Consider the following 20399-nt stretch of genomic DNA (forward strand, 5'->3'; position numbering starts at 1 on the left):
AACTTCGTGCGCGTTTCCGTTGGTCAGGGGGTCATCCCCCGATGACCACCCCCCGACACCATGACCAGGCTCCGACAACGACGCTGGCGCCCGAGGACATGCACCGCGACCGACAACCCGGGCGCTAGGTGCCGAACACGACACATGAAGGAGCACGATCCACATGGATTGGCGCGACCGCGCTGCCTGCCTGGATGCCGACCCGGAGCTGTTCTTCCCCATCGGGAACACCGGACCGGCCATCCTGCAGATCGAGGAGGCGAAGGCCGTGTGCCGGACCTGTCCGGTCATCGACACGTGCCTCAAGTGGGCCCTTGAGTCCGGCCAGGACGCCGGCGTCTGGGGAGGCCTCTCCGAGGACGAGCGCCGCGCCCTGAAGCGTCGCAACGCACGGGCCCGCCGCGCCGGCTGAGCCCACACGACCCTCGTGCGCAAGCCCGGTGGCCGTCACGGTCGCCGGGCTTTTGGCTGCCCGTGATGCTGCCCGTGATGCTCCCGGTCGCGCGCGGTCGGTCGTGACGGAGCTCAGCTGATCGGGCGCAGGCTCGCCGTGAACCGCGCGCGCGTGCCGTGCGGCGTCACGGGCTCCCAGGTGATGCGACCCTGCAGGTCACCGACGAGCGACTGCACGATCTGGGTGCCGAGCCCCGAGCCGGGACGCCGTTCGGGGTCGATGCCCTTGCCGTCGTCCTCGACGGACACCACGAGCATCGGCTGGCCCCGCTCGTCGGCGTGCCGCTCGATCGCGATGCGCACCTCTCCCCCGGCGTCACCCAGACCGTGCTCGATGGAGTTCTGCACGAGCTCGCTCATGATCATCGCGAGCGACGTGGCGTCCTCGGCCCGCAGGCGGCCGAACGACCCCTGCGTCACCGTGTGCACCGGTGCGCCGTTGGCCGAGACCTCGACGACGGCGTTGAGGCCGCGCTGCGCGATGCCGTCGAAGTCGACGGTCTCGTCGAAACCCTGGCTCAGCTGGTCGTGGACCATGGCGATGGTGCCGACGCGTCGCTCCGCCTCGGCCAGGGCCACCTTCGCCTCGCCGTCGGGAAGGCGCCGCGCCTGCAGGCGCAGCAGGGCGGCGACCGACTGCAGGTTGTTCTTCACGCGGTGGTGGATCTCGCGGATCGTCGCGTCCTTGGTCATCAGCTCGCGCTCACGCCGGCGCAGCTCGCCGACGTCGCGCATCAGCACGATCGCTCCGAACCGCTGGCCGGCCTCGGTCAGCGGGATGGCCCGCATCGACACCGTGGTGCCCCCGGCCACGACCTCGGTGCGCCACGGCTGACGGCCGGTGACGACGAGCGGCAGGCCCTCGTCGACGGGGTAGGACTCGCGCACGTTGTCGGTGACGATCTGCGCCAGGCTCGCGCCCACGACCTCGCCGAGGTGCCCGAGCCGGTGCAGCGCCGAGACGGCGTTGGGGCTGGCGTAGGTGACGACGCCGTCGACGTCGAGACGGATGACCCCGTCGCCGACGCGCGGGGCGCCGCGTCGCAGGCCGGTCGGGGCGCCGCTGTGCGGGAACTCGCCGCCGGTCACCATGCGGCAGAGGGCATCGGCCGTGGCCAGGTAGGTCAGCTCGAGGCGGCTGGGCGTGCGGGTGGTCCAGAGGTTCGTGTGGCGCGTCATCACGGCCACGACGTGCCCGCCGCGGACGACGGGGATGTATTCCTCGCGTACGGCCTGGTCGGGTCCGGGGTCGTGCGGCACGACCACCTGGCGCACCCGCAGGATCCGCTGCTCGGCGGCCGCCTCGTCGAGCAGGTCGCGGGTGCGTCCCGGGTCGGCGACCCGACCGACCTGGTCCTCGACGAAGACGAGCTGGCCGGTGGTGGGGCGCACGTGCGCGACGGCCTCCCACCGGTCACTCAGCGAGCGGACCCAGAGCACGAGGTCGGCGAAGGAGAGGTCGGCGACGAGCTGCCAGTCCCCCACGAGCAGCTGCAGCCACTCGACGTCGTGGTCGGGCAGGTCGGTCCGCCCGCGCAGGAGCTCGCTCAGGGTTGCCACGGGACGAGCCTAGTGAGCCGGGTGCAGTTGCCCGTCGACGGTGTCGGGATCGGGAGCGGGGCATGGCGATGCTCGCGGCGTGGAGCGTCGGCGGGAGTATGCCCTGACGCCCACTCCCAGCGCTCGGCTCCCGCCGCCGACGCCGCTCGCACCACCACGCCCCGCTCCCTCAGACCCGCCTGAGCAGCGGGCTCGAGTCAGGTGCGGGCTGCCGCGGCCACCTTCTTCGCTGCGGCCTTCGTGGTGGAGGGCGCCGCCTTCTTGGTCGAGGACGCAGCCTTCTTGGCGGCGGCCTTCGAGGCCGGCTTCTTGGTCGCTGCCTTCTTGGTCGCTGCCTTCTTGACGACGGACTTCGACGCCGACTTCGCCACGCCCGTCTTCGTGGCCGCCGCCTTCCTGGCCCCCGTCTTCTTGGCGGAGGCGCCCTTGGTCGGTGCGGCCCCGTTCGGGGACGGTTCAGCGACCGGGGCGGGCTGGCCCGAGGCGGCCGGCTTGGTCACCGTGCGTAGGGTGCGCAGCGCGACCGAGAGCGCGGCGATGCCGGCGTGGCTCATCCGCTCGATGCCGCCGAGGGCAGCACGTGCCCGGCCCAGCGCGTCGGCGTTGAGCTCGGACCACTCCGCGAGCCGGGCCTGGGCGTCGTTGCGGGGGTTGCTCACCTCGAGCACTGAACGGGTCAGGCTCTCGAGCACCGCGTAGAGGTCGTCGCGCAGGGCTCCACGCGCCATCGCGTCCCAACGGTCGTCGCGCGGCAGCATGGTCACTCGGGTCAGCATGGCGTCGATCGAGAACGTCTCGGACGTGAGGAAGTAGCACGGCACGACGTCGTCGAGCTTCTCGTCCGTCTCCTCGGCGATCTCGATGCAGTCGAGCAGGGAGTACGCGTCGAGCAGGCACGCGGCCGAGACTGCGAGCTCCTCCGGGACGCCCTTGCCCTCGAGCTCGCGTGCCCGGCGCTGCAGGCGGGTGCGCTCGCTGCCCTGGAGCAGCTCGCCGATGCGACCGCTGAAGGCCTGGATGCCGGGGCGGAACCGGGCCACCTCGGCCGCGATGTCGAGCTCTGCCGGCCGCGACGAGAGGAACCATCGCACGGAGCGGTCGACGAGCCGCCGGAACTCGAGGTAGAGCGCCGTCTGTGCAGCGGTGCTGACGACGTTGTCGGTGGCCTCGACACGGCGCACGAAGCCCGCCAGGTCGAAGATCTCGCGACAGACGACGTACGCGCGCGCGACCTGCTCGGGAGACGCGCCGGTCTCCTCCCCAGCCCGGTAGGCGAAGGTGATGCCACCGCGGTTGACCATCGAGTTGGCGACGGCGTTCGTGATGATCTCGCGGCGCAGGGGGTGCTCGGCGATCTGCTCGGCGTACTTGGCGCGCAACGGCTTCGGGAAGTACTCGGCCAGCGTCGCCGCGAACCAGGGGTCGTCGGGCAGCGAGGTCGAGATGAGCTGGTTCTTGAGGTAGAGCTTGGCGTAGGCGACGAGCACCGAGAACTCCGGCGAGGCCAGACCCAGCCCGTCCTTCTGCCGGCGCGCGATCTCGGCGTCGCTCGGCAGGAACTCGAGGGACCGGTCGAGGTCGCCCTTCTCCTCGAGGAACTGGATGAGCCGCTCGTGCACGCCGAGCATCGCGTGCTGCTGCGCGCGGGCGTTGCCGAGCAGCACGTTCTGCTCGTAGTTGTCGCGCAGCACCTGCTCGGCGACCTCGTCGGTCATCGAGGCCAGCAGGGTGTTGCGGCGCTTCATCGTGAGCTCGCCCGACCGGGTCAGCTCGGTGAGCAGGATCTTGATGTTGACCTCGTGGTCGGAGGTGTCGACACCGGCGCTGTTGTCGATGGCGTCGGTGTTCACGCGCACCCCGGCGAGCGCCGCCTCGATGCGGCCGAGCTGGCTGGCGCCGAGGTTGCCGCCCTCACCGACGACCTTGCACCGCAGGTCGGCGCCGTTGACGCGGATCGCGTCGTTCGCACGGTCGCCGATCTCGGAGTTCGTCTCGGCGGTCGCCTTCACGTAGGTGCCGATGCCGCCGTTCCACAGCAGGTCGACCGGAGCCAGCAGGATCGCCTTCATGAGGTCGGCGGGCGTCATCGACTTCGTGTTGGACCTGAGGCCGAGGGCGGCCACCATCTGCGGCGACACGGGCACCGACTTGGCCGAGCGGGGGAAGACCCCGCCGCCCTTGCTGATCAGCTTCTCGTCGTAGTCGGCCCACGACGAGCCCGGGAGGTCGAACATGCGCCGGCGCTCGGCGTACGACGTAGCGGCATCGGGGTCGGGGTCGACGAAGATGTGCCGGTGGTCGAAGGCCGCGACGAGCCGGATGTGCTCGGACAGCAGCATGCCGTTGCCGAAGACGTCGCCGCTCATGTCGCCGACGCCGACGACGGTGAACTCCTCGGACTGGGTGTCGACTCCGAGCTCGCGGAAGTGCCGCTTGACCGACTCCCACGCGCCGCGGGCGGTGATGCCCATGCCCTTGTGGTCGTAGCCGGCCGAGCCGCCGGACGCGAACGCGTCGTCGAGCCAGAAGCCGTAGTCGGAGGAGAGACCGTTGGCGATGTCGGAGAACTTCGCGGTGCCCTTGTCGGCGGCGACGACGAGGTAGGTGTCGTCCTCGTCGTGCCGGACGACGCGCTCGGGGGCGACCGCCCGACCCGAGACGAGGTTGTCGGTGACGTCGAGCAGCCCCGAGATGAACAGCTTGTAGGAGGCGATGCCCTCGTCCATCCAGGCCGCCCGGTCGACGGTGGGGTCGGGCAGCTGCTTGGCGTAGAAGCCGCCCTTGCTGCCGGTCGGCACGATGACGGCGTTCTTCACCATCTGGGCCTTGACCAGGCCGAGGACCTCGGTGCGGAAGTCCTCGCGACGGTCGGACCAGCGCAGGCCGCCGCGGGCGACCTTGCCGAACCGCAGGTGCACGCCCTCGACGCGGGGGCTGTAGACCCAGATCTCGAACATCGGGCGCGGCGCCGGCAGGTCGGGCACCTTCTTGGGGTTGAGCTTGAGCGACACGTACGGCTTGTCGTGGCCGTGCTCGTCGGGCTGGTAGAAGTTCGTGCGCAGGCTCGCCTGGATCACGCCGAGCAGCGCCCGGACGATGCGGTCGTGGTCGAGGCTCGCGACGTCGTCGAGCGCCTCGCGCACCGCGGCCACGACGTGCTTCTCGCGGGCCGCGCGCTTGTCGTGGCCGGCCTCGGTGGCGGGGAAGGCGTCGGGGTCGAACCGCGCCTCGAACAGCTCGACGAGGCTGCGGGCGATACCGGTGTTGGCGACGAGCGCCGACTCGACGTAGTCCTGCGAGAAGGTCGAGCCCGTCTGGCGGAGGTACTTCGCGACGGTGCGCAGGATGACGACCTGGCGCCAGGTCAGACCGGCTGCGAGCACGAGGGCATTGAAGCCGTCGGACTCGGCGCGGCCGTCCCAGACGGCCCGGAAGGCCTCCTCGAAACGGACCCGGACGTCAGCGGCCAGGGCGGCGTCGCCGGCGCCCCACGTGCGGGCGTCGGCGCAGAGCCCGAAGTCGAAGATGTGCAGGGTGCGCCGGTCGGAGCCCGGGATCTCGTACGGGCGCTCGTCGGTGACCTCGACCCCGAGATGGGTGAAGAGCGGCAGCACCTGCGTCAGCGACAGGTCGGCGCGCCGGTAGAGCTTGAACCGGCGCTCGCGCGGGTCGTCGGACGCCGGGTCGTCGTAGAGGTGCAACCCGGTGGTGCGGTCGCCGTCGCCCAGCGCGTCGATGCGGTCGAGGTCCTCGACGGCGGTCGAGACGTCGAAGTCCTCCTTGTACGCCTCCGGCAGGGCCTTCGCGTAGGCCGCCATGGTGCGGGCGGCGCCGTCGAGCCCCCGGGCCTGGCTGAGAGCCTCGGAGAGGTCCTCGTCCCAGGTGCGGGTGGCGTCGATGACGCGCCGCTCGAGGGCCGCCTCGTCGATGTCGGGGATGTCGGCGCCGGCCGGCATACGGACGACGAAGTGCAGGCGTGCGAGGGTGGACTCGCTGACGCGGGTGGTGTTGTCGATGTTCTCGCCGCCGAACGCCTCGAGCAGGAGCGCCTCGATGCGCAGCCGGACCGTCGTGTTGTAGCGGTCACGCGGGAGGTAGACGAGGCAGGAGACGAAGCGACCGAACTCGTCACGACGCAGGAAGAGCTTGGTCTTGCGACGCTCCTGCAGGTGCAGGACGCTCGTCGCGATGTCGGCGAGCTGCGCCGGGCTGGTCTGGAAGAGCTCGTCGCGCGGGTAGGTCTCGAGGATCTGGAGGATGTCCTTGCCCGAGTGGCTGTCGGCGCTGAGGCCCGTGAGGCGCAGCACCTCCTGCGCGCGGACGTCGATCAGCGGGATGTCGTGGATCGTGTCGTTGTAGGCCGCCGACGCGTAGAGGCCGAGGAAGCGCTGCTCGCCGACGCACTCGCCGCGGGCGTCGAACTTCTTGATCGAGATGTAGTCGAGGTAGACGTCGCGGTGCACGGTGGCCCGCGAGTTGGCCTTGGTGATGATGAGGATGTTGGAGTCGCGCGCGGCGCGGCTGGCAGCCGGTGTCAGCACGAGACCCTGTGCGGCAGAGGGACGGTCGTAGCGCAGCAGACCGAGACCGGTGCCGGGGACCTGCCGGGAGACGTCGTGGCCGTCCTCGTGCGAGAGGGAGTACTCGCGGTAGCCGAGGAAGGTGAAGTTGTTGTGCGCGAGCCACTCGAGGAAGCGGCTCGCCTCGCGCGCGTGGTGGGGGTCGGTGCCGGGAGGCGTGGCCGAGCGCAGCTCGCTCGCGATGGTCAGCGCGTGCGCGCGCATCTTCGGCCAGTCCTCGACCGAGTCGCGGACGTTGTCGAGGACGTGACGCAGCCGGGCCTCGACGTCGGGGAGCGCGTCGGCGGGGAGGCGGTCGATCTCGAGGTGCATCCACGACTCGCGGACGAGCCCGAGGGAAGAGGACTCGAGGGTGGTGGACCCGTCGGTGACGACCGACCGGAGCTCACCCGTGATGGTGCGAGACACGGTCATCTGGGGGTGCACGATGAGGTGCACGCCCCGGTCGAAACCGCCGAGGGCGGCCACGACGGAGTCGACGAGGAAGGGCATGTCGTCGACGACGACCTGGACGACGGTGTGGCCCGTCGACCACCCCTCGTCGTCTGAGCTGGGGTTGAAGGCGCGCACGTTGAAGGTGCCCACCGGTCGGTCCTGGGCGAAGGCGCGGTGCTCGGTCGCGATCGTCGCGAGCTCGCGAGCGGGACGCGCCAACAGGTCCTCGGTGGCCACGAGCCGGTAGTACGCGAGGAGGAACTCCACGAAGTCGGCCTGCGCGGTCCCACCGGACCGGCCGCGACCCCGTCGGCCGGGAGGCGCCACTGCCGCGGCAGCGGCCTTCATGACGTCGATTCGAGACTGTTCGAGTGACGCTGACATGCGGTTGTCGGATTCCTCACCGTGCGGCCGTGACGCGGCACGTCGCTGTGCCGCGCATCTCACGATGTGAGCCTATCCCCGTCCGGGGCCCCACCCGCACCACCCCCGGTGGAGAACCCGCGGGCTCCTCGGCGCGCAGTCCATAGAGTGGTGCCATGAGCGAGGGGAACCGCGGGCCGGGCGTCGCGGACCCTGCGACCCTGCGGGCCCTCACGACCTCCCGTGCCGCGGCACGGTCGATGTCCGATGAGCTGCTCACCCACCTTCCCGACCTCGGCGACCTCCCCACCCAACGAGCGCTCGACGCGTGGGTCGAGCAGGCCGCCGACACGCTCCGGGCCCTGTCGGAGGCACTGGAGGAGCGTCTGCTGGACCTCGGTTCCGCTGCAGCGCATGACTCGTCGGGCCGAGCACGGCACGGGGGCCACGCGTGAGCCTCTCGCCGGGAGACCCGGGGTCAGCGTCCGCGCTGGGGGGCACCCTCCGCACCCAGGCGGGCCGTCTCGCCGACCTCGTCGTCGAGCTCGACGACGCCGCCGCCCGCGTGGCGCGCACCGGTGCGGCCGACCCGTCCGCCCGCGAGCGCGACCTCGTCACCCGGGCCGCGACCGAGCTCGACCGCGTCGGTGGGCTGCTGCAGTCGTGGACGACCACGGCGGTCGAGTCCGCTGCGGGGCTCCGGTCGCTCGAGCCCGCCCTCGCCCACAGCGACCTCGTCGTCCACGGGCAGCTCGTCGTCGAGCGCAGCGGCCCGAGCCGGGTCGAGCCCGAGCGACGGCTCGCCGAGCGCGAGCGTCTCCAGGAGCTGCTCAACCGCGTCACAGCCGTCCGCGCACGCGAGCTGGCCCGGCTGCGCCGCGAGCTCGAGGCCTCGCACGCGTCGCTCGCCGCGCTCTCCGACCGGGCGAGGTCCGGCAGCTGAGCTCCCGGCCACGTGCGTGAGCCGCCGCCGGGAGCGCGGGGCCCGGTGCAATAGCGTGTGCGCCATGAGGATCACCGAGACGATCACGTATGCCGCACCGCCCGAGACCGTCTACGAGATGGTCACCGACCAGGCCTTCCAGGAGCGCAAGTGCGTCGAGGCCGGAGCCCAGCGGCACGAGGCGGCCGTGAGCCCGGCCGGTGACGGCGCACGCGTCGTCACGAAGCGCGACCTGCCCGCCGACGACCTCCCCGACTTCGCGAAGTCGATCGTCGGCCCGACCCTCTCGGTGACGGAGACCTACGAGTGGGCGGCCGCGGGCGGCGACGGCGGGCGTGCCGGCACGCTCACGGTCGAGGTCGCTGGGGCACCCGTCGCGATGCGCTCGAAGATCCGGCTCGCGCCGACCGGCGGCGGCAGCGAGATCACCATCGACGGCGACCTCAAGGCGTCGATCCCGCTGTTCGGCGGCAAGGTCGAGAAGGCCGCCGCCCCGGCCGTCATCGAGGCGATCCGCAGCGAGCAGCGCACGGGCACCGCCTGGCTCTCCGAGCGCGGCTGACCACACACCCCGGCACGCGGACGGGCCCGCCCCCGCATGGGGACGGACCCGACGGCATACCTGCTCGGACGACCGGGCGGACCGCTCAGCCCATGTGCGGGTAGGTGTGGTTCGTCGGCGGGACGAAGGTCTCCTTGATCGAGCGGACGCTGGTCCAGCGCAGCAGGTTCTGCGCGGCACCGGCCTTGTCGTTGGTGCCCGAGGCGCGACCGCCACCGAACGGCTGCTGACCCACGACGGCACCGGTCGGCTTGTCGTTGACGTAGAAGTTGCCGGCGGCGAAGCGCAGGCGCTTCGTGGCGTCGGCGATGGCCCGGCGGTCCTGCGCGATGATCGAGCCGGTGAGGCCGTAGGGCGCGAAGCGCTCCATCTGGTCGAGCACCGTGTCGTACTGCGCGTCGGGGAAGACGTGCACCGACAGGATCGGCCCGAAGTACTCGGTGCGGAACGACTCGTCGGCCGAGTCCTTGATCTCGAGAACCGTGGGGCGCACGAAGTAGCCGACCGAGTCGTCGTAGGTACCGCCCGCGACGACGTCGATGCCCTTGGACGCGTGGGCGCGGTCGATGGCGTCCTTGTGCTTGGCGAAGGCCCGGTCGTCGATGACGGCGCCCATGAAGTTGGACAGGTCGGTGACGTCGCCCTGGCTCAGGCCGTTGGTGATGTCGACGAGGTCGCCCTTGATCTGCTTCCACACCGATGCCGGCACGTAGGCGCGCGAAGCGGCCGAGCACTTCTGGCCCTGGAACTCGAAGGCGCCGCGGATCATGGCGGTGCGCAGCACGGCCGGGTCGGCGCTCGGGTGGGCGAGGATGAAGTCCTTGCCGCCGGTCTCGCCGACGAGGCGCGGGTAGGTGCGGTAGCGCTCGAGGTTGGTGCCGACCTCGTGCCAGAGGTGCTTGAACGTGGGCGTCGAGCCGGTGAAGTGGATGCCGGCGAGGTCCTCGTCGGCGAGAGCGGCCTTGCTCACGTTGATGCCGTCACCGGTCACCAGGTTGATGACGCCCGGCGGCATGCCGGCCTCCTCGAGCAGCTCCATCGTCAGCTGGGCGGCGAGCTGCTGGGTGGGGCTCGGCTTCCAGACGACGGTGTTGCCCATCAGGGCCGGGGCGGTCGGCAGGTTGCCGGCGATCGCCGTGAAGTTGAACGGCGTGATCGCGTAGACGAACCCCTCGAGCGAGCGGTAGTCGGAGCGGTTCCAGATGCCCTTGGCGTTGAGCGGCGGCTGCTGCTCGAGAATCTGCCGCGCGAAGTGGACGTTGATGCGCCAGAAGTCGATGAGCTCGCAGGCGGCGTCGATCTCGGCCTGGTAGGCCGTCTTGCTCTGTCCGAGCATCGTCGCGGCATTGAGGCGAGCGCGCCACGGGCCCGCGAGCAGCTCGGCAGCCTTGAGCAGGATGGCGGCGCGGTCGTCGAACGACAGCTCGCGCCACATCGGAGCGGCGGCCTTGGCGGCGTCGACCGCGGCCTGGCCCTCCTTGACCGTGGCGTTGCGCATCGTGCCGAGCACCTTGCGGTGGGCGTGCGGCTGGCGCACGGCGATCTTGCGGCCGGTCCCGGTGACGCGCTCCCCGTTGATCGTGTGCGGCAGGTCGTGCTCCGTCGACCCCAGCTCGGCAAGGGCGACTTCCAGCGCGGCTCGCTCGGGCGAGCCCGGGGCGTAGTCGAGCACCGGCTCGTTGGCCGGTGCGGGCACGTGGGTCACGGCGTCCATCAAGTTCTCCTGCGGGTTGGCGCGGTCATCGCCCGTGCACGGGCGGTGGGGTGACCCCGCCTCGTGGGCGGAGCCACCCCATCGTTCCATGCCTGCAGGACGGGCCGTCAGCGCACGATGTCAGCGCAGGATCGTGATCCCCCACGGGTAGTGGAAGACCTCACCGCGGTTGGCTGCCATCGCCGCGCGGATGTGGAACCACAGCGCGGCGAGGACGGCTACGACCCAGACGATGATCGCTACGGGGATGAGGATCACGGTGAAGAACATGATCCAGCCGACGATGATCGCTGCCCAGACCGCCAGGTTGAAGTTGAAGGAGCCCGCGGCGGCCTGGCGGACGAACGCGCTGCGGTCCTTGTGAATGGCCCAGATGAGGAGCGGGCCGACGAAGCTGAGCCAGCCGACGGAGATGATGGCGGCGACGATGGCGGCGAGGTGCCCGAGGATCGCCCACGTGCGCTCGTCGCTGGTGGGCGTCGTCAGGTCCCGGCCCGACGGGTTGGGGATCGGTTGTGTCATGAGTCCATCGTGCCTGCGAAGCGCGGTCGTGCGCTGCCGGGGACGGCCCTGATCCGACCCTGACTCGGCCCTGACCCATGGTGCGCGGGTCGAGGGTGGACCCTCAGGCGCTGGCTCCCACCCCGTCCTCGACGACGAGCGAGCAGACGGCGCTCGCGGGGTCGTCGATGCCGAGGGTCTTGAGGAGGGTGAGGGTCATCTCGTGGTGGCCACGGGCGTTCGGGTGGAAGGAGTCGTCGAGCCAGCCGGCCGGGGCCACGTCGTCGGCCGCCGTTGCCGCCTCGTGCCACGCGGCCGCGTGGTCGACCACGAGCACGCCGAGGTCGCGTGCCACCTCGCGCACGGCCTCCGCGTAGAGGGAGATGAGACGGGGGCTGCGGCCGCCGTCCTGCAGCACGGGAGGCGGCGTCTGGAGCACGACGGTCGCCCCGACGTCGCGCGAGCGCTGCACGATCTGGTCGATGCGGAAGCGGAAGTCACGAACGCCGTCCTCGCCCGAGAGGATGTCGTTGGTGCCGAACATGACGAAGACCACGTCGGGCGCGAAACGTCCTGCACGCCAGTGGAACTCAGGCAGGAGGTCTTCAGCAGTGGCGCCGGAGACCCCGCTGTTGACGACGGTGTCGCCCCGCCGACCGAGCTCACCGCGTACGCGCTCGGCGAAGTGCTCCACGTAGGCGCGGTGCCCGTGCGTGTGGGTCACCCCCTGCGTGATGCTGTCACCGAGGAAGACCCAGGTCACGGGTGGTCCGGAGAGGATCTCGCGGAGTCGGTCGGCATCGCGGCGGGCGTACTCGTCGGCGGTGAAGTCCATTCGCGCAACGTAACAAGCCAGCGCGCCATCGCGACTCCCCCGGACCAGCACGTGGACGGTCAGGCCGCGCCCGAGACCGTGTCGCCGGCCGCGGTGGTGAGCCCGCGAGGGAACGGGGCGGGCCGGTCGTCGCCGTGCAGCGAGGGCTCGACGGGCAGCCGGTCGACGAAGCGCGACACTGCTCCCCCGACCGCGGCGTCGGCCAGGATGCGACGGTGGCCGAGTCCCGAGGTCGAGAGCAGCTCGGCGCCCGGCCACGACCCGACGAGGCGGGTCGACGGCCCGTGGGGGGCCTCACGGTCGAGCAGGTCGTGGACGACGAGCAGCTCGGGGCGCTCGTGACGACCCAGGCTGCCCGCGATCCTCTCGAGGTCGAGGTCGTCGACGGCGTAGCCGGTACGCCGTCGCGCACGCTCCGCAAGCCGGCGAGTGGCGTGCGGCCCGAGCCCGAGCTCACGCCGGATCCTGTCGAGCAGGTCGGGTATGCCGCTCGGCGGAGCGAGGAGGACGAGCCGCTCGGACGCCAGCCACCCGTCGCGGATCGCCAGCAGGGCGGCGAGGGCGCCCATGGAGTGCGCGACCACGGCCCGGGCCGGACCGAAGCGGGCGGCCACGGCGTCGAGGGCCCGGCCGAGCTCGACGGCATCGCTCGACCGGGGGCCGTGGATCCCGGCATCGGACCTGCCGTGGCTGGGGCCGTCGAACGCGACGACCTGCAGGCCGCGGTCGAGCAAGGGAGCCACGAGCGGCACCATCTGCTCGAGGCTGCCGCCCCAGCCGTGCACGAGGTAGACGACCGGGCCCGAGCCCCACGACCAGCCCCGGACCATCCGCCCACGCAGGTCGACCTCGAAGGGCGCGCCGAGCAGCTCGCGCACCGTCGGCTCCGGGGCATCGCCGGCAGACGGCGCTGCCGGCAGCCGGAACCAGAGCGCCTCCGCGGCGCGGGCGGCGACGGCAGGCAGAACCCGGCTCACGCCCCCGACGCCCCTTCTCACAATAGACCGAACGATCGTTCTTTTCATTGTCGATGAAACAGCCATGATGTGGCCTGCTTTCTGGGTGATGGTTGCGCCCGCCGCCGGTGCGGTCGATCAGGCGGAGAGGGTGGCACCGGCGGGCCGACTGCTGTCGAGGAGGCGCTCGAAGGCGCGCCGGGCCCGCGTCTCGGCAGAAGCGTCGCGCATGAGCCGACGGGCATGGTGGTGGGCGAGCACGATCCCCTCGAGCTCGTAGGCGAACTGCTCAGGGTCGACGTCGTCGCGGAAGTGCCCCTCGCGCACGGCCGTGCCGACGATCAGCGTCACGGACTCGAGCTTGTCGCGTTCGGCGCGCACGAGCTCGTCTCGAACGGCACCGTCTTGGTCATCGAACTCGCTTGCGGCATCGACGAACACACAGCCCCCCCCGAAGGCAGTCGACTGCCACGTGAGCCACCGGTCGAAGAACTCTCGCAGCCGGGGCTCACCGCGGGGCGTGGCCAGTGTCGGCCGCATGACGACGTCGACGAACTTCTCGCGCGCGTGCACGAGCACCTCGACCTGCAGCGACTCCTTCGACGTGAAGTGGGCATAGAGCCCGCTCTTGCTCAGCTTCGTCGCCGCGGCGAGGGTGCCGATGGTGAGGCCGCCCAGGCCTACGAGCGAGGCGAGCTCAGTCGCCTCGTCGAGGACGGCGGCCTTGGTGCTCTCTCCCTTGCCCATCCACCAATAAAAGCACGATCGTTCGGCATCTACAAGACCCCGAGCGTCGCCTCATCGCGACGGCAGCCAGCCGCGGAGGATCGAGGACCAGACCGCGACGCTGTCGGGCACGAGGCTGTCGGGCGCGTCGTCGATGCGCCGCACGAGCTCGGCGAGGGAGACCCACTCCCCCCAGGAGACCTCCTCGGCCTGCCACCGGATGGGTCCGTGCCACGTCGTGACGTAGCGGAAGGCCCGGTAGCGGGTCTCGGCGTCGGCGTAGTCCACCGACCCGAGGTCGACGAGCGGCACTCCGGCCACCCCGAGCTCCTCCTCCACCTCGCGGACCGCGCCCGTCGACGGCTCCTCACCTGCGAGCACGACCCCACCGGCGGCGAAGTCCAGCAGGCCCGGGTAGACGTCCTTCGTCACCGTGCGCCGGTGCAGGTAGACGCGTCCGAGCGGGTCGCGCACGACCACCGACGAGGCCGCATGGCGAAGGTTGCGTGCCCGCATCCGGGACCGCGGCGCCGACCCGGTCACGCGCCCGGCTCCGTCGTAGAGGGCAACCTCCTCGTCGGCCACGTCGACCGCTCAGCCGAAGAAGGCGCGTACGTCGTCGAGCTCGGTGACGTCGTACCAGAGCAGCTCGTCCGCCTCCTCGTCGACACTGCCGGTCACCTCGTCGTCGACGTGGAACGACGCGACGCGCGACAGCGCCACCGGGGCGGTGAGCACCACCCGCGACACCGGCTCGCCCTCACGCGGGGCCACCGCGCCGGGGTCGACGTCGGCGGAGGCGACCACCCGCCGGTCGCGGGGAGACGACCGGAGCGCGGCGGCTGCCTCGACGGCGTCACTGAAGGCGGCGTACTCGAGGTCCTCGACGTCGAGGCCGGGTGCGGCCTGCTCGAGACCCGACGTGACGGCATACGCCACGCGGGGCTCGCCCGGACCGGCTGCCAACGAGCCGTCGGTCGACAGCTCCTCGAGACCCTTGCGCCCCAACGGCACGTAGACGCGCACGACGGGCATCAGCCCTCCCTCCCACTCGTCAGCTCGGCGAGCGACTCGACGATCGACTGCCCCAGCACGTCGACGTCGGGCATCGCGTCGCGGTCGGCGTTCAGCCCGAAGTAGACCCCTCCGTTGTACGAGGTGATGCCGATCGACAGCGCCTGCCCCTTCGCGAGAGGCGTCACCGGGTAGGTCGAGAGCATCTCGGCGTCACCGGCATACAGCGGCTCCTGCGGACCGGGGACGTTGGTGATCATGACGTTGTAGAGGCGACGCGACATCGCCGAGCCGAGGCGGGCGCCCAGCGCGTGCAGGGTCGGCGGCGCGAAGCCCGCGAGGTTGGCCAGCGAGGTGGCACCCACCGCCTGACCGCCCTCCATCTGCTGGCGCATCGCGAACGCGATCTGGTGCAGGCGCATCGACGCGCCCGGCTCACCCACGGGCAGGTTCACGACGCACGCCATCACCTGGTTGGCGTACATGCCGGCCGGGTCGTCGCCGTAGATGCTCACCGGCACCATCGCGCGAACCACGGTGTGCGGGCTGACCGGCTCGCCTCGCCCGAGGAGCCAGGCACGGAAGCCGCCCGCGATCGTCGCAAGCACGACGTCGTTGATCGTCACGTCCTCCGCGTAGGCACCGCGGGCCAGGCGCTTGCGCACCAGGCGGTAGTCGTCGAGGTCGGTGGCGACCATGACCCAGCGCCGCGCCGACCCGATCTCGGCGTTGAGCGGCGAGTCGGGGGCAGGGCGGGCGGCGGTGCGCGCCACGGTCGAGAGCACCTGGCCGGCGGACTCGACGGCACGCAGGCCGACGTTGAGGGCGTCGTTCAGGCCGCCGCGCACGAGGTCGACCACCTGGGTGGGACGCCGCACCGCGTCGACGACCGCGCCGGTGACGAGTTCGACCGACGACGGGCCCCGCTCGGGCTCCCACGGCGGCGGGTCGTCGTCGAGGTCCTCCCCCTTGACGGCGTCGACGATGACGTGGGCGATGTCGAGGGCGTTGACGCCGTCGATGAGGGCGTGGTGCGTCTTCGTGACGATGGCGAACCGGCCGTCGTGCAGCCCCTCGACGAGGTAGACCTCCCAGAGCGGGCGGGTGCGGTCGAGCTTGCGAGGCTGGACGCGGGCCACGAAGTCCTGCAGCTGGCGGTCGCTGCCCGGCCGGGGCAGCCCGGCCCGGCGCACGTGGTAGCCCATGTCGAACGCCTCGTCGTCGACCCACACCGGGTTGGCGATGCGCCCCGGCACGTCGCGGACCTTCTGCCGGAAGCGCGGGATCGCGCCGATGCGGCTCTCGATGATGCGGACGAGCTGGTCGTGGTCGAACCCCCCACTCGGGGGCTCGAAGACCATGACCGACCCGACGTGCATCGACGTGGTGGACTCCTCGAGGTAGAGGAACGACGCGTCGAGCGAGGTCAGGCGGTCAGACATGGTCACACTCTGCCAGAAGGCCTTACGTAGGATCGTGGCCATGCCAGCGTTTCGCGCCCTCCCGTATGCCGTCTGCGTGCTCGCCCTCGCCGGCGTCGCCGCGTGCTCCTCGACCAGCTCGAACGCGGGCGCCGGGTCACCCACCGGTGTGAGCTCCACCGGTTCGGTGAAGCGGCTCGAGGTCACGATCAAGGGCACCACCGTCACGCCGGCCCCGGCCCAGGTCGAGCTGCCCGTCGGGTCGACGCTCGAGCTCGTCGTGACGTCCGACCACGACGACGAGCTGCACGCCCACGGCTTCGACGTCGAGACCGCGCTCAAGGCCGGCGCCCCGGCCACGCTGCGGCTCACCGCCAAGGAGCCGGGCTCCTACGAGGTCGAGACGCACGAGCCGGCCCTCACGCTGCTCACGGTCGCCGTCCGCTGACCCCGCAGTGCCCGTCACGCTGACCTCCATGGCCGCTCTTCTCCCTCTCCACTCGCCGGTGCTGGTCCCGGTGCTGGACCCGGTGCTGGACCCGGCGATGGTCCCGGCGATGGTCCCGGCGATGGTCCCGGCGATGGTCCCGGCGCTGGCGCCGGCCCACGGTGTGGGCAGCCGCGGCGACCTACCGCTCCCGTTCACCGCGCTCGTCGTCGCCGCCGTCGCCGCCCTGCTCATCTCGTTCGTCGCGATCAGCACCTTGTGGCGTGAGCCGCGCCTGCGGGCGAGCGACGGCATCCTCCTGCCCCCCGCCTTCGCCGCGGCGCTCGACTCCCGGTGGCTGCGGGTCGTCGCCCGGCTGATCGCCGCGCTGCTGACCCTCTGGACCCTCGTGGCGCTCGCGTTCGGGCCGGACTCGGCTCGCAACCCCGTGCCCCACGTGGTCTACGTGTGGCTGTGGGTCGGTCTCGCGTTCGCCTCGATGCTGCTGGGCCCGGTCTGGCGCGTCCTCAACCCGATCCGGTCGCTGCACGCCGGCCTGCTCCGCCTGGCCCGGGTCTCGCCCGACCTCGCGGCGCTCCCCTACCGGTGGGGCCTGTGGCCGGCCGCCGTCGGGCTCGGCACCTTCACGTGGGTCGAGCTCGTCGCCGAGGACACCACGTCGCTCGGCTTCCTCCGCGTGCTGGTCGCCGCCTTCTTGGCCCTGTCGCTGCTGGGCGCCGCCGTCTTCGGTCGCGCGTGGTTCGAGAAGGCTGACCCCTTCGAGGCCTGGTCCCGGCTGCTCGGTCTGCTGTCACCACTCGGGCGCCGTGACGACGGGCGGTGGGTGCTGCGCACCCCCCTGCACGGCGTCAACGGGCGCCGCGGCCAGCGGGGGCTCGTGCCCACGGTGGCCGTGATGCTCGGCGGCACGGCATACGACGGCTTCTCCGCCAACCTCTCGTGGGCCACGTTCGTGCAGACCTCCTCGCTGCCGTCCTCGCTGCTCAAGACGGCCACGCTGCTCGCCTTCTTCGCCCTCGTGGCCGTGACCATCTGGCTCGCGTCGGCAGTCTCGGTGCGGCTGGCCGGCGAGCCACTGCGGCGCTCGTTCGCCTTCGTCAGTGACATCGCACCATCACTGATCCCGATCGCCGGGGGCTACATCGTCGCCCACTACTGGTCGCTGTGGGTCTACCAGGGTCAGTACGCCTGGGTGCTGCTCACCGACCCCCTCGGCACGGGAGCCGACCTGTTGGGCACGGGCGGCCTCACGCCGAACGACGCGCTGATCCAGCCCACCCTGGTCGCCACGATCCAGGCGGTGAGCATCGTCGTCGGCCACCTGCTCGGCGTCTTCGCCGCGCACGAACGGGCGATCACCGTGCTCGAGCGGCGCGCCGCCGTGATCGGGCAGGTGCCGCTCATGGTGGTGATGATCATCTACACCCTGGGCGGGCTCACCATCCTCTTCGCCCCCTGAGGGAGACCCGCGACCGCCGAACACCGGGTCAGTCGACCGGAGCCGCGGCGCGCCTGCGGCCGCGGCTCCCTCGTCGCTCCCGTCGGTCCGAGCGGCTCACCTCACGGGCCGTCCACGGCACGATCGAGCTGACCAGGTCTGCGACGGCGCGACGGACCGGCGACTCGGGCGCGTGCTCGACCAGCGAACGGCCGGCCAGCAGCGCCCCGTCGAGGGCACCCGGGTCGTCGGGGATGAACCGAACCGAGGAGAGTCCCGCGAACCGGAGCAGGGAGTCGGCGATGCGCGACTCAGGGCGTGACCCGACGGCCCCGGCCCTCACCCGGTTGACGACGGGCACCGGCTCGCCGGAGGGCACGGTGCCGAGCTCCTGAAGGCCGCGGACGAAACGCTGCAAGGCCACCGGGTCGGCCCCACCGACGGCCACGACGATGTCGGAGGCCGCCAGGGAGGTCAGCGTCGCCTCGTTGCGGCGGGGTGCCGAGGTGTCGTAGCTCAGCTCCTCGTCGTCCTCGAGGCAGAAGCCGCAGTCGACGACGACCACGCCCACCAGCGACCTACCGAGCTCGAGCACGCGCTCGAGAGCGGCGGAGCGCACCTCGGGCCAGCGCTCGGCCTTGGGCAGACCGGTGAGGACACGCAGACCGGGCACCACCTCGGGAGCCACCCGCGCGAGCATCGGCAGGTCGAGCAGACCCTGGTCGGCCGCGCGGCAGGCGGCGGCGACGCCGGGCGCCTCGTCGAGCAGCCCGAGCGACTGCGCGACGCATCCGCCGTAGGTGTCGGCATCGACCAGCAACACGTCCACCCCGCGGCTCGCGATCTCGGCAGCGAGCGTCGTGGCGACCACCGTTCGACCGGGTGCGCCCGTGGGGCCCCACACCGCCACGACCGGTGCCCGTTGGGGCCCGCGGCGTGCGCCGCGGCCAAGCCCCTCGCCGCCGGCGCCGGGGGCGTCGCCCCCCGAGGAGGTCGACGCCTCGCCCGGCGGGGGAGCCCCGGCCGGACTCCACCCTCCCGTGCCGTCGAGCCCCGGGGGTCCGTCATCGGACGTCGTGGGCGGGCCCGCGGCGCTCGTTCCGATCGGGTCGACACCACCGGCGCCGGCTGCGTCGTCGGGTGCGGCGTCGGGTGCGGCGTCGAGCCCGGCGCCACCGGTCAGCGCCGCCTCCAGGTCGTCGACGTCGTCGTTCTCGAGGCAGCGGGTCCAACGATCGGACCCCGCGTCAGCCGGGAGGGTGGTGCTGATGGCGAGCTGGCGCAGCCGACGCTCGGCCTGCTCGTCGTCTGCAGGGTGCACACCGATGACGCGGACCCGGTTGGCGCGCAGACGGTCGACGACCGAGAGGTCGAGTCCGCGCAGGTCGGACGACACCACCACGGTGTCGCCGAGACCGGCCTCCGCCACCGAGAGCAGCTCGGACACGTCGGCGCAGCGACGACTCACCACGACGCCGCGGACGCCCTCGAGGGCCGTGGCGACCGCTGACTCCCAGTGGTGGCTGAGCGCCGTCAGGACCTCGGTCATGCCCCGCCGCCGGAGACCGCCCCGACCGACGGCACGAGAGTCAGCTTGGCCTCGGCGTCGACTGCCTCGACGAGCGGTTGCACCTTGTCGGCCGGCACGTAGATCTGGACCGAGGTCATCGAGCCCGCGCCGAAGCCTCCGCTGCTCGTCAGGACGTTGGCGACGGCCGCTGACTGCAGCACGCGCTTTGTCGAGACCGACGCCTGCCCGCTGGACGACGTCGCCTTGGGCGTCACGAACACGTCGACGCGGCTACCGCGGGCCAGCCCTGAGGTCGACATCGCGTCGGCACGCACCGTCACTCGCTGGACGTCCACCTCGTCGGCCGAGCCGACGGCGGAGACTGGCACCAGCTCGCCGGCACGGACGTCCCGGAGGATGAAGGAGCCCGTCGGGGCCGGAGCGTCGGCGCCCAGGTAGGCGTTCATACCGTCGGCCAGACGCACGTCGGCCCGCACGAAGGACGCGGGCTCGACCGTGTCACCGGCCACGAGGTTGGTGGCCGCGACCCAGACCGGCACCCGGTCGTCGGCGCTCGCCACGGCCTTGGCGCCGAGCGTGGCGGCGAGGATGACGAGGAGCACACCGACCACGAGACGGCTGTCGCGCCACGAGGGTCGTTGCAGTCGCTTGGCGCTCGGCCTGGCCAGCTCGGTCATGTGGGCCCCCTGTGGTCCGCTGTCGATGGCGGCGCCCTGCGGGGATGGACACCGCACGACACCGGGATCATCTTGCATCAGGTCGCGGCCTCCCGCTCGTCCGGACCCACAGCTGTGGACGACGGTCGGCGACGCGGTCGTCACCCAACTACGATGAGGGCGTCCGACCCGGCTGCCCCTGGCCACCCGAACGCGGGTGGCACGTCAGCCGTGCACCGACCCCGCGGTCGGGGTGCGACGGG

The 20399-nt window shown here is 71.8% G+C and carries 18 protein-coding genes; 6 read left to right on the forward strand and 12 right to left on the reverse strand.

Features of this window, described 5'->3' with window-relative positions; all coding sequences use genetic code 11:
* The first annotated feature begins 163 nt into the window (after positions 1-163).
* Positions 164-412 (forward strand): WhiB family transcriptional regulator, encoded by a 249-nt coding sequence (locus AB4091_RS11300; protein WP_045188353.1) that lies wholly within the window; start codon positions 164-166, stop codon positions 410-412.
* A 113-nt stretch (positions 413-525) separates the two neighbouring features.
* Here AB4091_RS11300 and AB4091_RS11305 read toward each other — a convergent pair whose 3' ends face one another.
* Positions 526-2013, reverse strand: a complete 1488-nt coding sequence (locus AB4091_RS11305; protein WP_442291839.1) for a sensor histidine kinase — start codon at positions 2011-2013, stop codon at positions 526-528.
* A gap of 197 nt (positions 2014-2210) precedes the next feature.
* Entirely contained in the window at positions 2211-7376 is a 5166-nt protein-coding gene (locus AB4091_RS11310) for an NAD-glutamate dehydrogenase (protein WP_442291840.1), read from the reverse strand.
* A 191-nt stretch (positions 7377-7567) separates the two neighbouring features.
* Between AB4091_RS11310 and AB4091_RS11315 the strand changes: the two genes are divergently transcribed.
* From AB4091_RS11315 to AB4091_RS11325, 3 genes are all read left to right on the forward strand, one after another.
* On the forward strand, positions 7568-7846 hold the full coding sequence (locus tag AB4091_RS11315) for a hypothetical protein (protein WP_442291841.1): 279 nt from the start codon (positions 7568-7570) through the stop codon (positions 7844-7846).
* Positions 7843-8334 (forward strand): hypothetical protein, encoded by a 492-nt coding sequence (locus AB4091_RS11320; protein ID WP_442291842.1) that lies wholly within the window; start codon positions 7843-7845, stop codon positions 8332-8334. The genes AB4091_RS11315 and AB4091_RS11320 overlap by 4 nt, the downstream gene beginning before the upstream one ends.
* 64 nt (positions 8335-8398) lie before the next feature.
* Entirely contained in the window at positions 8399-8896 is a 498-nt protein-coding gene (locus AB4091_RS11325; protein ID WP_442291843.1) for a DUF2505 domain-containing protein, read from the forward strand.
* Positions 8897-8981: 85 nt separating this feature from the next.
* Here AB4091_RS11325 and pruA read toward each other — a convergent pair whose 3' ends face one another.
* The 8 genes from pruA to AB4091_RS11365 form a co-directional block, all read right to left on the reverse strand.
* The gene (gene pruA, locus AB4091_RS11330) at positions 8982-10610 is read right to left on the reverse strand and encodes an L-glutamate gamma-semialdehyde dehydrogenase (protein ID WP_442291844.1); all 1629 of its coding nucleotides are present in this window, start codon (positions 10608-10610) and stop codon (positions 8982-8984) included.
* 120 nt (positions 10611-10730) lie between these two features.
* Positions 10731-11132, reverse strand: coding sequence for a DUF4870 domain-containing protein (locus tag AB4091_RS11335; RefSeq protein WP_442291845.1), 402 nt, complete (start codon positions 11130-11132; stop codon positions 10731-10733).
* A 103-nt stretch (positions 11133-11235) separates the two neighbouring features.
* On the reverse strand, positions 11236-11946 hold the full coding sequence (locus tag AB4091_RS11340) for an SGNH/GDSL hydrolase family protein (protein ID WP_442291846.1): 711 nt from the start codon (positions 11944-11946) through the stop codon (positions 11236-11238).
* Positions 11947-12005: 59 nt separating this feature from the next.
* A complete protein-coding gene (locus AB4091_RS11345) occupies positions 12006-12923 on the reverse strand; it encodes an alpha/beta hydrolase (protein ID WP_442291847.1) in 918 nt (305 codons plus the stop codon).
* 117 nt (positions 12924-13040) lie between these two features.
* Positions 13041-13649, reverse strand: a complete 609-nt coding sequence (locus AB4091_RS11350; protein WP_442291848.1) for a TetR/AcrR family transcriptional regulator — start codon at positions 13647-13649, stop codon at positions 13041-13043.
* A gap of 51 nt (positions 13650-13700) precedes the next feature.
* Positions 13701-14213, reverse strand: coding sequence for an NUDIX hydrolase (locus tag AB4091_RS11355; RefSeq protein ID WP_442291849.1), 513 nt, complete (start codon positions 14211-14213; stop codon positions 13701-13703).
* 9 nt (positions 14214-14222) lie between these two features.
* Positions 14223-14663 (reverse strand): DUF6912 family protein, encoded by a 441-nt coding sequence (locus AB4091_RS11360; protein ID WP_442291850.1) that lies wholly within the window; start codon positions 14661-14663, stop codon positions 14223-14225.
* Positions 14663-16084: a WS/DGAT/MGAT family O-acyltransferase gene (locus tag AB4091_RS11365; RefSeq protein WP_442291851.1), complete on the reverse strand. Its 1422-nt coding sequence runs from the start codon at positions 16082-16084 to the stop codon at positions 14663-14665. Before AB4091_RS11365 ends, AB4091_RS11360 begins: the two co-directional genes overlap by 1 nt.
* Positions 16085-16124: 40 nt before the next feature.
* On the opposite strand from AB4091_RS11365, the gene AB4091_RS11370 reads away from it, so the two are divergent.
* Together AB4091_RS11370 and AB4091_RS11375 are read left to right on the forward strand one after the other, a co-directional pair.
* The gene (locus AB4091_RS11370) at positions 16125-16511 is read left to right on the forward strand and encodes a hypothetical protein (protein WP_442291852.1); all 387 of its coding nucleotides are present in this window, start codon (positions 16125-16127) and stop codon (positions 16509-16511) included.
* A 28-nt stretch (positions 16512-16539) separates the two neighbouring features.
* Complete coding sequence (locus AB4091_RS11375) at positions 16540-17970, forward strand: hypothetical protein (protein WP_442291853.1); 1431 nt, start codon at positions 16540-16542, stop codon at positions 17968-17970.
* A 28-nt stretch (positions 17971-17998) separates the two neighbouring features.
* Here AB4091_RS11375 and AB4091_RS11380 read toward each other — a convergent pair whose 3' ends face one another.
* The gene (locus tag AB4091_RS11380) at positions 17999-19498 is read right to left on the reverse strand and encodes an AAA family ATPase (RefSeq protein ID WP_442291854.1); all 1500 of its coding nucleotides are present in this window, start codon (positions 19496-19498) and stop codon (positions 17999-18001) included.
* Positions 19495-20157 (reverse strand): hypothetical protein, encoded by a 663-nt coding sequence (locus AB4091_RS11385; RefSeq protein ID WP_442291855.1) that lies wholly within the window; start codon positions 20155-20157, stop codon positions 19495-19497. Before AB4091_RS11385 ends, AB4091_RS11380 begins: the two co-directional genes overlap by 4 nt.
* Positions 20158-20399: the final 242 nt, after the last annotated feature.

The organism is Terrabacter sp. 2RAF25 (genome assembly GCF_052115265.1).
Taxonomy (GTDB): Bacteria; Actinomycetota; Actinomycetes; order Actinomycetales; family Dermatophilaceae; genus Terrabacter.